The sequence below is a fragment of the Streptomyces inusitatus genome, assembly GCF_014651115.1.
GTDB lineage: Bacteria > Actinomycetota > Actinomycetes > Streptomycetales > Streptomycetaceae > Streptomyces > Streptomyces amakusaensis.
Map to the genome: position 1 here is coordinate 48,412 of NZ_BMWG01000012.1, position 13,084 is coordinate 61,495.

12 protein-coding genes are annotated in these 13,084 nt (G+C 72.1%); 2 read left to right on the forward strand and 10 right to left on the reverse strand.

The window, feature by feature from the left end; translation table 11 throughout:
- The first annotated feature begins 146 nt into the window (after nt 1–146).
- Nucleotides 147–1,007 carry a 3-hydroxybutyryl-CoA dehydrogenase gene (locus tag IE247_RS19110; RefSeq protein WP_190124394.1) on the forward strand — a complete coding sequence of 287 codons (861 nt, stop codon included), beginning with the start codon at nt 147–149 and terminating at the stop codon, nt 1,005–1,007.
- Nucleotides 1,008–1,061: 54 nt separating this feature from the next.
- Here the strand turns inward: IE247_RS19110 and IE247_RS19115 are convergent, their stop codons facing one another.
- The 10 genes from IE247_RS19115 to infC form a co-directional block, all read right to left on the reverse strand.
- Nucleotides 1,062–1,592 carry an NUDIX domain-containing protein gene (locus IE247_RS19115; protein WP_190124395.1) on the reverse strand — a complete coding sequence of 177 codons (531 nt, stop codon included), beginning with the start codon at nt 1,590–1,592 and terminating at the stop codon, nt 1,062–1,064.
- A 140-nt stretch (nt 1,593–1,732) separates the two neighbouring features.
- Nucleotides 1,733–3,082 (reverse strand): NsdA family TPR-like regulatory protein, encoded by a 1,350-nt coding sequence (locus IE247_RS19120; protein WP_190124396.1) that lies wholly within the window; start codon nt 3,080–3,082, stop codon nt 1,733–1,735.
- A gap of 289 nt (nt 3,083–3,371) precedes the next feature.
- The gene (locus tag IE247_RS19125) at nt 3,372–4,358 is read right to left on the reverse strand and encodes a PP2C family protein-serine/threonine phosphatase (protein WP_190124518.1); all 987 of its coding nucleotides are present in this window, start codon (nt 4,356–4,358) and stop codon (nt 3,372–3,374) included.
- Between the two features lie 390 nt (nt 4,359–4,748).
- The gene (gene pheT / locus IE247_RS19130) at nt 4,749–7,277 is read right to left on the reverse strand and encodes a phenylalanine--tRNA ligase subunit beta (protein ID WP_190124397.1); all 2,529 of its coding nucleotides are present in this window, start codon (nt 7,275–7,277) and stop codon (nt 4,749–4,751) included.
- Nucleotides 7,277–8,398 carry a phenylalanine--tRNA ligase subunit alpha gene (pheS, locus tag IE247_RS19135; protein WP_190124398.1) on the reverse strand — a complete coding sequence of 374 codons (1,122 nt, stop codon included), beginning with the start codon at nt 8,396–8,398 and terminating at the stop codon, nt 7,277–7,279. The genes pheT and pheS overlap by 1 nt, the downstream gene beginning before the upstream one ends.
- Nucleotides 8,399–8,612: 214 nt before the next feature.
- Nucleotides 8,613–9,734 (reverse strand): sensor histidine kinase, encoded by a 1,122-nt coding sequence (locus tag IE247_RS19140; RefSeq protein ID WP_190124399.1) that lies wholly within the window; start codon nt 9,732–9,734, stop codon nt 8,613–8,615.
- A 139-nt stretch (nt 9,735–9,873) separates the two neighbouring features.
- Nucleotides 9,874–10,710: a TrmH family RNA methyltransferase gene (locus tag IE247_RS19145; RefSeq protein WP_190124400.1), complete on the reverse strand. Its 837-nt coding sequence runs from the start codon at nt 10,708–10,710 to the stop codon at nt 9,874–9,876.
- A gap of 134 nt (nt 10,711–10,844) precedes the next feature.
- On the reverse strand, nt 10,845–11,231 hold the full coding sequence (rplT, locus tag IE247_RS19150; RefSeq protein ID WP_190124401.1) for a 50S ribosomal protein L20: 387 nt from the start codon (nt 11,229–11,231) through the stop codon (nt 10,845–10,847).
- A gap of 118 nt (nt 11,232–11,349) precedes the next feature.
- Nucleotides 11,350–11,544 carry a 50S ribosomal protein L35 gene (gene rpmI / locus IE247_RS19155; protein WP_153480691.1) on the reverse strand — a complete coding sequence of 65 codons (195 nt, stop codon included), beginning with the start codon at nt 11,542–11,544 and terminating at the stop codon, nt 11,350–11,352.
- A gap of 126 nt (nt 11,545–11,670) precedes the next feature.
- Nucleotides 11,671–12,327, reverse strand: a complete 657-nt coding sequence (gene infC / locus IE247_RS19160; protein ID WP_190124519.1) for a translation initiation factor IF-3 — start codon at nt 12,325–12,327, stop codon at nt 11,671–11,673.
- Between the two features lie 377 nt (nt 12,328–12,704).
- On the opposite strand from infC, the gene IE247_RS19165 reads away from it, so the two are divergent.
- The gene (locus tag IE247_RS19165; RefSeq protein ID WP_190124402.1) at nt 12,705–13,076 is read left to right on the forward strand and encodes a DUF1844 domain-containing protein; all 372 of its coding nucleotides are present in this window, start codon (nt 12,705–12,707) and stop codon (nt 13,074–13,076) included.
- Nucleotides 13,077–13,084: the final 8 nt, after the last annotated feature.

Consider the following 13,084-nt stretch of genomic DNA (forward strand, 5'->3'; position numbering starts at 1 on the left):
CTGCCGTTTGGATCAGGCTGGGCTCGCGAGCCCAGCCTGATCCAAACGGCAGACCCTAGGAGTCGCGGCGGCGGACGGAGACCCCTGGAGGCCGTGCGGCAACGGACCAGCACTGGATCAGCGAAAGGCACGAGGTGACGGACTCAATGGCCGACATTGCACGCGTCGGAGTGGTGGGCTGTGGCCAGATGGGCGCGGGCATCGCGGAGGTGTGCGCGCGCAGCGGGCTGGAGGTGAAGGTCGCGGAGACCACGGGCGAGGCCCTGGAGATCGGCCGGACCCGGCTGTACAACTCGCTCGCCAAGGCAGCCGAGCGGGGCAAGATCACCGAGGCGGAGCGGGACGCCACGCTGGAGCGGCTCAGCTTCACCACCGACCTCGGGGAGTTCGCCGACCGCGATCTCGTCATCGAGGCCGTCGTGGAGAACGAGCAGGTCAAGACCGAGATCTTCCGGGTGCTCGACCAGGTGGTGACCCGGCAGGACGCGATCCTCGCCTCGAACACCTCCTCCATCCCGCTGGTGAAGCTGGCGGTCGCGACCTCGCGCCCCGACCAGGTCGTCGGCATCCACTTCTTCAATCCCGCCCCGGTCCAGAAGCTGGTGGAGCTGATCCCCGCGCTGACCACCTCCGAGGAGACGATCCTCCGCGCGGAGGCCATGGTCGAGAAGGTGCTCGGGAAGCACGCCATCCGGGCCCAGGACCGCTCGGGCTTCGTGGTGAACGCGCTGCTCATCCCGTATCTGCTCGCCGCGGTCCGGATGTTCGAATCGGGCCTGGCCAGCCGTGAGGACATCGACAACGGCATGGAGCTGGGCTGCGCCCATCCGATGGGACCGCTGAAGCTCGCGGATCTGATCGGGCTGGACACCGTCGTCTCGGTGGCGGACTCGATGTATACGGAGTTCAAGGAGCCGCTGTACGCCGCTCCCCCGCTGCTCCAGCGGATGGTGGACGCGGGACGCCTCGGCCGTAAGACGGGCTCGGGCTTCTACCCGTACTCCTGACCCGCGCTCGCGATCCCGCCGCCGAGACGTCCGGTGTGAGCCGTGGGGCAGGCTCTAACCGAGCCTGAGGTGGTGGAGCATCAGCAGCCCGGCCGCCATGTTGGCGGCCGGGACCTCACCCCGGGCGATCAGGTCGGGGACCAGCTTGAGCGGGATCCACTCCCGCCGGGAGGACTCGAAGTCGTCCTGGGGGTGGCCCGTGTAGGTGGCGCTCTCGGACCAGTAGAGATGGTGGCGGGCGTCGGTGAGGCCGTTCGACGGCTCGACGCTCAGCAGCGGATGGAGGGGGCCCGGACGCCAGCCGGTCTCCTCCTCCATCTCGCGGGCCGCCGCCGCCTCGATGTCCTCGCCGTCCTCGACGACGCCCGCGGCCAGCTCCCAGCCCCAACTGTCGGTGATGAAGCGGTGCCGCCACAGCAGCAGCACCTCATTGGCCTCGTTGACCGCCGTCGCGACGGCGACCGGGCGCATCCGGATCACATAGTGGTCCAGATGCCGGCCGTCCGGGAGAGCCACATCCGCGAGATTCACCCGGAACCAGCGGTTCTCATACACATTTCGTTCGTTTAAGTTCGTCCACTGCATGTTTTGTGCCACCTTTCGACCAGTAGGTGGCAACATCGCTAGCAGCGCCCGGTGAGGCCGAAAAGGCGTCGGCCGGGCAACGGAAACGCGTCACCCCGGCCGGACGACGGCCGCGGACGGGCCCGGACGGCCGCGAGTGGCTACAGCGGGACGCGGAGCGCCCCGTCGATGAGTTCCGCGACCTCCTTGGCCCGGGACGAGCCGCTGGCCATCAGATGCTCGCGCACCTCCCGCAGCCGGTCCCGGAGCCGCTGCGACTCCATGCCGCGGACCTGTACCGCCATCTCGGCGGCCCGGTCGGCCGCCCGGTCCGCCTCGCCCTGCCGCAGCTCGATCTGGCAGAGCATGGCGAGCCGGTGCACCCGGCCCCGGTCGTGCGCGGGGGAGCCGACGGCCGCCGCCGCGTGCCCATGGGCGGCCGGCAGATCCCCCAGGCTCAGCAGCGCCTCCGCGACCTGCACATTGACCAGCCCCGGCTGGACATAGCCGGTCTCGTCCGGCTCGTACCCCCGCTGGATGCGCTCCGCCTCCCGCTCGGCACGGCGGATGCAGGCGAGCGCGGCGGCGGCGTCGCCGAGATGCGCGTACGCCTTGGCCTGCATGGCGTGCAGATCGGAGGCGAGCGCCGGGGTGATCCGGCCGCCGCAGGCCCGCAGCGCGGCCTCCGCGAAGGCCACCGCCTGCCGGTACTCGGCCATGTACAGCGACTGGTTGACCAGCAGTGCGACCGCGTACGCGCCGAGGCCCCGGTCGCCGCTGGCCTTCGCCAGGCGCAGCGCCTGGTGGAAGTAGCGCTGGGCCAGTCCATGGGCGTCGGAGTCGTACGCGCAGATCCCGGCGACCGCGACCAGTCCGCCGGTCGCCCGGTGCAGCCGGCGGCCGAGCGCGTCGCTGTAGGAGCCGCGCAGCAGCGGGGCGGTCCGGGTGTTGAGGAATCCCACGATCCGGGCGCGGGTCACCATGCCGCCGGCCCGGCGGTACATCAGCTCGTAGTGCGCCCTGGCAGCCCGGAGCACGGCGATGTCGGCCGGGGAGACGCCGGCCCGGCCGGAGCGGGAGACGTCGGCGTCCTCCGGCGGGTTCTCCCACTCCCAGACGGGCATCACGGCGGGGGTTCCGGTGACGGCGGGGGCGTCGATGATGTGGCGCCGCTGCTGTTCGTCGGAGCGCCAGAGCGCGGCGGCCCGCTCCACGAAGCCGGAGAGCGGGGTGCCGGGCCCGTCCGCCGTCTCCCCGTGTCCCCCGCCGACCCCCAGTCCGATGTCGCCGAGGGTCAGGGCGCGGCCCAGCCGGGCGGCGAACACCTCGCAGATGAGGTCGGGCACCTGGCCGCGCGGGCGCTGGCCCTTGAGCCAGCGGGCGACGGCGGTGTGTTCGTACCGCAGGGAGAGCCCCTTGGCGCGGCCGGCCCGGTTGACCCGGGCGGCGAGGCCCGCGTGGGAGAAACCGGCCTCGTCCAGCAGGGCGTCGAGCAGGGTGTTGGGCTGCATGGCCTCTCCGGGGGCGAGTGCGTTTCAGCGTAGTGGAAGGGGATTCACACGGGGTGTGAACCGAGTGCCCCGATCCGTGCCGCACACGCTCTGCCGCCCCGCGGGGCACCCGTGTTGACTGAGCGGCCTCTCACAGTGGCGGCCGGACCACCGGGCTCCCCCTCAGTTCGCGCGGTGGTCGCCGTGAGCGTCGTCCGTCCCGCCGATCTGCCCGGCACTCCGCGGCGGGGCGGGCGGCACAGGCCGCGGGGCGATCCTTCGTCCGCCTTCCCGGCGCCGACCCACGCGGTCAGCGGGCGGAGGGTTGTCTCCGGGTCCGGCGCGGTGTTTCCCCACACCGCGCCGGCACCCGTGCGCGGTCGTCGTGGAGCGCCAGGAACGCCACATCGTCGGTGAGCCGTCCGCCGGTGTGGCGCAGCAGCTGGGAGCCGACGGAGGCGATCAGCTCGGTGGGTCCCCCGGCGGGCCGGGGGCCGGTGACCGCTTCGGCGAGTACGGCCTCCAGCGGGAAGAAACGGCCTTCCGGGTCGCGGGCGTCGGCCGCGCCGTCGGTGTGCAGAAAGAGCGTCTCGCCGGGGCGGAGCCGGGCGCAGCGGCGGATCCCGAGCTCCGTCGGGAGGGGGAAGAGCCCGAGCGGCGGCAGGGGTTCGGCGGTGGACAGGGGCCGTACGCCGCCGTCGCCGCCGAGCCGGTAGGGCCAGGGGTGGCCGCAGTTGAGCGCGAGTACGCAGCCGTCCGCGCCGATCTGGAGCAGCAGCACGGTCACGAACTCCTCGCCGTCGTCGGCGGGCCGGTGCTCGGGCTCGCGCAGATGCCGCTGTACGGAGCGCTCCAGTCGGCGCAGTACGCCGCCGAGGCGCGGTTCGTCGTGGGCGGCCTCCCGGAAGCCGCCGAGGACGGCGGCGACGGTGGAGACGGCGGGCAGTCCATGGCCCCGGACGTCGCCTATGACGACGCGGGTGCCGTACGGGGTGGCCACGGCCGCGTACAGGTCGCCGCCCGCGGAGAGCCGGGTGGCGGCGAGGGCGAGGCCGCCGATCCTGGGCGGCAGCGGGCGCAGCAGCGCGTGCTGGGTGGCTTCGGCGACGGCGCGGACGCGGCGCAGTTCGCGGTGGAGGCGGAGGCGGGCCCCGACGACGAGGCCGCTGCCGACGGCGATCAGGAGGACGCCTGCGAGGATGCGTTCGCCGAGGCTCTCGGGGTGTTCGTCGGGGAGTCCGATCCGCCAGGTGAGGGCGGCGGCTCCGCAGGCGACGGGGACTCCGAGGGGCAGCATCCGCCGCAGTCGGCGGGTGTGCGCGGGGTCCGGCCATCGCTCGCGGCGCGGGATGCGGGCGCCGGCCGGCCTGCTCGGCCGGTCCGGAGCTTTCTCAGACGCGGGGGCCGTGCCCGCTCTGCGCACGGCCGGGAAGGGGCGTATTCCCCTGATACGAATCATGCCGTGGTCCCCTCATAGGCCCTCTCCGGCGTAGTCGGCCGCCCGGGCAGCCGGGTCGATTCTGTCGACCGAATGGGGGAAGCAGGGGCAACCCTTCCGATTCTCACCCGAATGAGTGAGTCGAGTGGCGTTCGACTCTCCCCGGGGCGGCTGTGGCCTCCCGGCGTGGAAAAGCCGCAGGGGCGCGTCCGGATACGGATGCGCCCCTGCGGCCGGGTGGCGGGAGGGTCAGGCTCCCCGGAGGACCGCTCCGGTCCGCTCGGTCGCGTGGGCGACCGCCGCGTCACGGGCGGCGGAGGCCTCCTCGACGGTGAGCGTGCGGTCGGCGGCGCGGAACCGCAGGGCGTACGCCAGCGACTTCTTGCCCTCGCCGAGCTGTTCGCCGGTGAAGGTGTCGAACAGCCGGATGGACTCCAGCAGCTCGCCCGCGCCGAGCGTCAGCGCGTGCTCGACGGCGGCGGCGGGGACGCCCGCGTCCACGACGAGCGCCACGTCCTGGGTCGCCACCGGGAAGGCGGAGATCCGGGGCGCGGTCAGCTCGCCCTCGCCCGCCCGCTCCACCAGGTCCAGGTTCAGCTCCATGGCGCAGGTGCGCTCGGGCAGCCCGAGGGCCTTGACGACGCGGGGGTGCAGCTCTCCGGCGTGTCCGACGGGCGTCTTCACCCCGTCGAGGACGACGGACAGCTCGGCGCAGCGGCCGGGGTGCCAGGGGCCGTACCGCCCCTGGTCCACGGCGAGTTCGGCGCCGGACTCACGGGCGACGAGGCGGGCGGCCTCGATCGCGTCCGCCCAGTTCGCCGGGTGTCCGCCGCCCCACCAGCCGGAGCGCTCGCGGGCTCCGGCGAGGACGACGGCGGCGTGCCTGGGCTGCACCGGCAGTGCGGCGTCCAGTACGGCGATCTCCGCGTCGGTGGGCCTGCGGTCGACGGGCAGCGACAGCGCGGCGGCCCGCTCGGCGGCCGGGTGGAAGACCAGCCCGGTCTCGAAGAGCGCGAGGTCGTGGCTGCCGCGCCCGGTGTTGCGGCGCAGCGCGCCGAGCAGTCCGGGCAGCAGGGTGCTGCGGAGCGAGGGCTCCTCGTCGGAGAGCGGGTTGACGAGCGTGACCAGCCGGCGGGCGGGGTCGTCCGCCGGGAGGTCGAGCTGGTCGAGGACGCGCGCGCCGATGAAGGGGTAGTTCGGCGCTTCCACATAGCCCGCTCCGGCGAGCGCCCGGCCGACCCTGCGGTGCAGCCGCTGGCGTCCGGTCAGCCCGCGCCCGGCCGGCGGCCTGGGCAGCGTGGCGGGCAGGTTCTCGTACCCCTCCAGCCGGATGACCTCTTCGGCGAGGTCGTTGGGCGCGGTGAGGTCGGGACGCCACGAGGGGACGGTGACGACCAGCTCGTCCTGTCCGTAGACGTCGCAGCCGACCTCCTGGAGACGGCGTACGACGGTCTCCCGGCCGTACTCGACACCGGCGACCCGGTCGGGGTGGTCGGCCGCCATCGAGACCGTGCGCGGCGCGGACGGCGAGACGATGTGGGTGACGCCGGCCTCGGCGGTCCCTCCGGCGAGCAGCACCAGCAGATCGACGGTGCGCTGTGCGGCGGCGGCCCCGGCCTGCGGGTCGACTCCGCGCTCGAAGCGCTTGGACGCCTCGGAGGAGAGCTTGTGGCGGCGCGCGGTCCGGGCGATGGCGACCGGGTCGAAGTGCGCGGCCTCGATGACGACCTCGGTGGTGCCCCGGATCGCTCCGGTCTCCGGGTCGGGCGCGGCGTCGGCGATCTCGGTGTCGGCTCCGCCCATCACGCCCGCGAGGCCGATCGGCCCCCGGTCGTCGGTGATGACGAGGTCCTGGGCGTCCAGGGTGCGGACGACTCCGTCGAGGGTGGTGAGCTTCTCGCCGGCCTCGGCGCGGCGGACGCCGATGGGGCCCTCGACGCGGGTGCGGTCGTAGGCGTGCAGCGGCTGGCCCAGCTCCAGCATCACGTAGTTGGTGATGTCCACGGCGAGCGAGATCGGGCGCATGCCCGCCTTCTGGAGGCGGCGCCGGAGCCAGATCGGGGAGCGCGCCTCGGGGTCGAGCCCGGTGACGGTGCGCGCGGTGAAGCGGTCGCAGCCGATCGGGTCCGAGACCTTGACGGGGTAGCCGTACGCGTTGGGTCCGGGGACGTCCAGCAGCGCGGGGTCGCGCAGCGGCAGCCCGTAGGCGGTGGCGGTCTCGCGGGCGACGCCGCGCAGCGAGAGGCAGTAGCCGCGGTCGGGGGTGACGGCGATGTCGAGGACCTCGTCGTACAGCCCCAGCAGCTCGATGGCGTCGATGCCGGTCTCGTGCTCGGGCGGCAGGACGATGATGCCCTTGGTGCCGTCGTCGCCCATGCCCAGTTCGTCGGTGGAGCAGATCATGCCCCGGGACATCCGGCCGTACGTCTTGCGCTCGGCGATCCGGAAGTCGCCGGGCAGGACCGCGCCGGGGAGCGCCACGACGACCTTGTCGCCGACGGCGAAGTTCCGCGCGCCGCAGATGATCTCCTGCGGCTCGCCGGTCGTATTGGCCTGGCCCACGTCCACCAGGCAGTGGCGGATGGGCTTCTTGAACTCGGTGAGTTCCTCGATGGCGGCGACACGGCCGACGACCAGGGGGCCGGTGAGGCCGGCGCCGAGCTGCTCGACGGCCTCGACCTCAAGGCCGGCGGCGATGAGCTTGGCCTGTACGTCACGGCCGGTCTCCGTCGCCGGCAGGTCGACGTACTCCCGCAGCCAGGAAAGCGGGACCCGCATCAGATCTCCATCCCGAACGGCCTGGTGAAACGAACGTCACCCTCGACCATGTCTCGCATGTCTTCTACGTTGTGGCGGAACATCAGCATCCGTTCGATGCCGAACCCGAAGGCGAATCCGCTGTACTTGCTGGGGTCGACGCCGCAGGCGACGAGCACCTTGGGGTTGACCATTCCGCAGCCGCCCAGCTCGATCCAGCCCTCGCTGGAGCAGGTGCGGCAGGGGCGGTCCGGGTTGCCGACGGACGCGCCGCGGCAGACGTAGCAGACCATGTCCATCTCGGCGGACGGCTCGGTGAAGGGGAAGAAATTCGGCCGCAGCCGGGTCGTCATCCCCTCGCCGAAGAGCGCCTGCACCATGTGGTCCAGGGTGCCCTTGAGGTCCGCCATGGTCAGGCCCTCGTCCACGGCGAGCAGCTCGACCTGGTGGAAGACGGGGGTGTGGGTGGCGTCCAGCTCGTCGGTGCGGTACACCCGGCCGGGGCAGATCACATACACCGGCGGCTCACGGTCGAGCAGCGAGCGGATCTGCACCGGGGAGGTGTGGGTGCGCAGCACGACCCCGGAGTCCGCCGTGCCGTCGGGGCCTGCCACGAAGAAGGTGTCGGCCTCGCCGCGCGCGGGGTGGTCGGGGCCGATGTTCAGCGCGTCGAAGTTGAACCACTCGGCCTCGGCCTCGGGGCCCTCGGCGACCTCGTAGCCCATGGCGACGAAGACGTCCTCGATGCGCTCCGAGAGGGTGGTCAGCGGGTGGCGGGCGCCCGCCTGGATCCGGTCGTACGGCAGGGTGACGTCCACCGCCTCCTCGACCAGCACCCGGGCGTCGCGCTCGGCCTCCAGCTCGCTCTGGCGGGCCGCGAGCGCCTTGCTCACCGCGCCGCGGGCCTGGCCCACGCGCTTTCCGGCCTGGGCCTTCGCCTGCGGGGGCAGCGCGCCGATCTCACGGTTGGCGAGTGCCAGCGGCGAGGCTCCGCCGGTGTGCGCGACCTTCTCGGCCGCGAGCGCGTCGAGGTCGCCGGCGGCCGCGAAGGCGGCGAGCGCCTCGTCCCGCATGCGCTCGATCTCTTCCGGTTTCAGTGCCTCGACCTCGACAGGGTCGTACGACTTGTTCGGTGCCGACATCTCTTCCCGTGCTTCCGATTGGCTGATGCTGCGCTGAATGCTGCGTTTACCGGGGGACACCCCCGGACCTGTGTGCCCCGCTCGACGTCCATGTGGGCACGAAGGCGCCAAAGGCCGATTCTAAAGGGCGCGCGGGGACGGCTGGTCCGGGGACGGTCCCGGGGGGTCCCGCCGGGGGTGGTCCGCTCGGCGGGGCGGGAAGCCCGGGGGCGGCTCAGGCCAGATAGGCCGGGGCGCCCACGGGCAGGATAAACCGGAATTCCGCGCCGCCGCCGGGGCCCCGGCCGACGGTGATCGCGCCGCCGTGGGCCTCGACGATGCCCTTGACGATGTAGAGGCCCAGGCCGGTGCCGCCGCGCTTGCTCCCCCGCCAGAAGCGGGTGAAGACGCGGCCCATCGACTCCTCGGGGATGCCGGGACCTTCGTCGCTCACGGTGACGGCCGTGCCTCTCTCGTCGTCCTTCGCCGCTGCGGGCGCCACCTCGATGGTGACGGTTCCCGCGCCGTGGCGCACCGCGTTTTCCAGCAGATTGCCGAGCACCTGGTCGATTTTGTCGGGATCGGCCCACAGGGCGGGCAGCTCGCGGCGGACCCGGACGAAGAAGCGGTCGGGGCTCTGCCCGGTGGCCATGTGGGCATGGACATGGCGTCCGACGGCGGCGGCGATGTCGATCGGCTGGCGGCGCACCTCCAGGCGGCCGGAGTCGATGCGGGAGATGTCGAGCAGCTCGGCGATGAGCCGGGTGACCCGGTTGGCGTCGGCGTCGACGGTCTCCAGCATCAGCCGCTTCTGGTCGTCGGTGAACCGTTCCCACTTGGCGAGCAGGGTGGCGGTGAAGCCTTTGACGGAGGTGAGCGGGGAGCGCAGCTCATGGGCGACGGTGGCGATCAGCTCGGCGTGGCTGCGCTCGTTGCGGCGGCGGGCCTCGGTGCCCCGGAGGCTGATGACGAGCCGGCGTATCGGCCCGGTGGGGAACTCGCGCACATAGCGCACGGAGACCAGGACCTCACGGCCGCCGGGGAGCAGCAGATTGCGCTCGGGCTGGCCCACCCGGGTGGCGAGGCCGCCGTACGGGTCGGTCAGGGCCCACCAGCGCTGTCCCTTGAGGTCCTCCAGGGGCAGTGCCCGCTCCAGGGGTCTGCCCATGGCGTCGCCGGGGGCGACGGCGGTGATCCGGGCGGCGGCGGCGTTGAAACAGACGACCCGGCCGCCCTCGTCGGCGATGACCAGCCCGTCGGGGAGGTCGTCGGGGTCGACCCCGGTCATGCCGGCGTCACCGACGGGGCACAGAAGCGTCCCGTGCGTCTCCATGGGCCTGCTGGTCCCGACTGCCATCCGTGTGTCCCCACCTCTCGGCCGGCGCTCAGTGGGCCCCCCGAGCCCGTCACCCTACTAGCTGGATGTGACCGTGCGGAGCCCCCGCGCGAGTGCACCCCCTCGGTGAGCCCCGCCGTCACCGGCGGGCCCGCGCTGTTCAGTGCGCGCCCCCCGCGCGCTGGGCGCGCGCCGAGGCGTAGAGGCAGACGGCGGCGGCGGTCGCCAGATTGAGACTTTCGGCCTTTCCGTGGATCGGCACCCGGACGACGGCGTCGGCCAGCGCGCGGGTCTCCTCGGGCAGGCCCCAGGCCTCGTTGCCGAAGATCCAGGCGGTGGGGCCGCCCATGGTGCCCGCGTCGAGCTCGGCGTCGAGGTCGTCCTCGCCCGCGCCGTCGGCGGCGACCACGCGCACACCGGCGTCCTTCAGGGCGCGTACGGCCTGCTCGACGGGGACGCCGACGGCGACCGGCAGATGGAAGTGGGAGCCGACGGAGGCGCGTACGGCCTTGGGGTTGTACAGATCGACGGAGGCGTCGGTGAGGACGACGGCGTCGGCCCCGGCGGCGTCGGCGCACCGGAGCACGGTGCCGGCGTTCCCGGGGTCCCGTACGTTGGCGAGTACGGCGACGAGTTTCGGCCGGGCCGCGACGACTGCCTCGAAGGGCGAGTCGATGAAGCGGCAGACGCCGACGAGGCCCTGCGGGGTGACCGTGGTCGAGATGTCGGCGATCACGGCCTCGTCGGCGAGATGGATCCGGGCCCCGGCCTCGTGTGCCGCGTCGACGATGTCCGCGTACCGCTCGACGGCCTCCGGTGTGCCGAACAGCTCCACCAGGGTCGGCTCACCCCCGGTGCGGTGCCGGGCGGCCTCCCGGACGGCCTGGGGGCCCTCGGCGAGAAACAGCCGCTCCTTGCCGCGGAAGTTCCGCTTCGCGAGCCGCCGGGCTGCGGCGACACGGGAGGAACGCGGGGAGATCAACTCGGGGGCGGCCATGAACTCACTTTCGCTGCACAGGTTCTTCATCGGGGCTCGGCCGGGCCGAAGACTGTCATCGGCCCGGCAGACGCACGCGGACCCGCAGGCCGAAGGGCCTGCGGGTCCGGAAAGCACACATCTGGGCGCGAGGCTCAGGCGGCGGCCTTCGGCGCGTTGACGTCGGCCGGCAGGGCCTTCTGCGCGACCTCGACCAGCGCGGCGAACGCGTTGGCGTCGTTGACGGCCAGCTCGGCCAGGATCTTGCGGTCCACCTCGATGTTGGCGGCCTTCAGACCCTGGATGAGGCGGTTGTACGTCATGCCGTTCTCGCGGGCAGCGGCGTTGATGCGCTGGATCCACAGCTGACGGAAGTCGCCCTTGCGCTTCTTGCGGTCGTTGTAGTTGTAGACCAGGGAGTGGGTGACCTGCTCCTTGGCCTTGCGGTACAGACGCGAACGCTGACCGCGGTAGCCCTTGGCGGCTTCGAGGATCGCCCGGCGCTTCTTGTGGGCGTTGACTGCCCGCTTGACGCGTGCCACTTGTTAACTCCTTGTAGCGGGGCCGTGGTGATACCCACACGACCCGAATTCGATGAGGTCCCGGTCTCGACGTCGCTCCGCCCGCTCCCCCGTCACCGGGGGCGGGGCGGAGAGAGCGTCACTTGCCGAGAAGCTTCTTGATCTTCTTGGCGTCGCCCGGAGCCATCTCCGCGTTGCCCGAGAGGCGACGCGTCAGCGTGGACGGCTTGTGTTCGAGCAGGTGGCGCTTGCCGGCGCGCTCACGGAGCACCTTGCCGGAGCCGGTGATCTTGAAGCGCTTCTTGGAACCGCTGTGCGTCTTGTTCTTCGGCATAGCGCCGTTATCTCCTCGTCAGTGGCGCTCCCCCGGCACACGAGGTACCGGCATGCGTGCGGGAGCGTCAGATCTTGGGTTGTGGATCCGGGCGGGACCGGGGGCGCCTCGCGGCGGCCCCTCGGGTCACGCCTCGGAAGGCGTCTCGGCGGGGGCGTCGACGGGGGCCTCGGCAGGAGCGTCGGCGGGGGCGTCGGCCTGGACCTTCGCGCCCTCACGGTCGGCCTTGCGTGCGGCCTGGGCCTCACGCGCCTCGGCCATGGCCTCGGTCTTCTTCTTGTGCGGACCGAGAACCATGATCATGTTCCGGCCGTCCTGCTTCGGGTTCGACTCGATGAAACCGAGGTCCTCGACATCGGTCGCGAGACGCTGGAGCAGGCGGTAGCCGAGCTCGGGGCGGGACTGCTCACGACCACGGAACATGATCGTGATCTTGACCTTGTCGCCCTGCTTGAGGAACCGGACGACGTGACCCTTTTTGGTGTCGTAGTCGTGCGGGTCGATCTTCGGCCGGAGCTTCATCTCCTTGATGACCGTGTGCGCCTGGTTCTTGCGCGCCTCACGGGCCTTCATGGCCGACTCGTACTTGAACTTCCCGTAGTCCATGAGCTTGCACACGGGCGGCCTGGCGGTCGCCGCGACCTCGACCAGGTCGAGGTCATACTCCTGTGCGAGCTCAAGGGCCTTGGCGAGCGGGACGATGCCGACCTGCTCACCGCTGGGACCGACAAGCCGCACTTCCGGAACGCGAATCCGGTCGTTGATGCGGGGCTCGGCGCTGATGGATCCTCCTCGGTAGCACTGCGCGGCCTACTGGCAGAGAGCCGCGCAACGTCTGTTTGGTAAGACCAACCGCGCCGGAACATGAAAAATGCCCCGGACGGGACACAGGCGGCAGCTCCTCAAATCCGGAGCACCACCGCGGCCAGCCGCAGGGCGCACATCGGGCGATTTCCATCGTCCGTACGGAACGATGGGCATCGCCTGACCGGTGACCCGCCGTCCCGGAGGACGGTCAGGTGGGAGATCGGAGCCTCCACTTGTGGGCCGGACACAGAAGCGTCCAGCCGGTCGTCACACAAGGTTAGCAGCTTCGCCCGGCGAGGGCTAACCGACCGGCCCGGGACGGGTCGCCCGCGCCGGGGCATATCGTGTGGGGCATGAGTGACGCGACCCCTGCTGCCGACATCCACGAGTCTCCCGACTTTGACGCCATGACCCGCGACATCGCGGAAGTCCCCGCCGTCGAGGTGATCGTCACGGTCGCGGTGAACCTGATGAGCGCCGCCGCCGTGAAGCTCGGCCTGACCGAGGAGGGCGACGAACACAAGGACCTGGACGAGGCCCGGAAGCTGGTCCACGCGCTGGCCGGTCTGCTGGACGCCAGCACCACCGAGATCAGCTCCTTCCACGCCGCGCCGCTGCGCGACGGCCTGAAGTCGCTCCAGCTCGCGTTCCGCGAGGCTTCGCTGGTGCCGGACGAGGTGGGCCAGGGGCCCGGCGAGAAGTACACCGGCCCCGTCTACGGCTGATCCCCCGC